The organism is Methylobacterium sp. E-005 (genome assembly GCF_022829725.1).
Lineage (GTDB): Bacteria > Pseudomonadota > Alphaproteobacteria > Rhizobiales > Beijerinckiaceae > Methylobacterium.
This window is the reverse complement of record NZ_JAKSYG010000145.1, coordinates 1-385: the sequence shown is the minus strand read 5'-3', so window position 1 is coordinate 385 and position 385 is coordinate 1. Positions and strand designations below refer to the sequence as shown.

Below are 385 nucleotides of genomic sequence, written 5' to 3'. Positions count from 1 at the left end.
ACACCTTCGACGGCATCGTCGCCATAGATGACGTCGGCTACGAGTTACCGGACGAGGTTGCTGTGCGGGAGGTTGTCCGCAAGACGTTGGCCGACATGCTCGGGTCCGAGCATAAGGGACGGCCCGCTGCTCAGTACCGGGACCAGGTTCGCGACGAAGCTGGCATCAGAGTATTGACCGCCTCTGTGCGCATCGGCATCGATCAGGCGCCGCAACGGAAGGCGGCCGAAGCTGCCGCGTAGCCCGGCCATTCGGCCAGGCACAACTGAACCTCGCTTGCCCACGCTCGATTGTAGCAAGCAAATGTGCTCCATCCTCGTCATCGTCAGCTCTGCCGGCGTCCGCAAACCCCTCAACCAGATCGTCGAGGCTTTGCCATCAAATC

The 385-nt window shown here is 61.8% G+C and carries 1 protein-coding gene; it reads left to right on the top strand.

The genetic code is table 11. The features are described 5' to 3' along the window. The coding region (locus MKK88_RS15865; RefSeq protein WP_244001294.1) for a DUF6894 family protein at positions 1 to 242 on the top strand (242 nt) is incomplete at its 5' end. Positions 243 to 385: the final 143 nt, after the last annotated feature.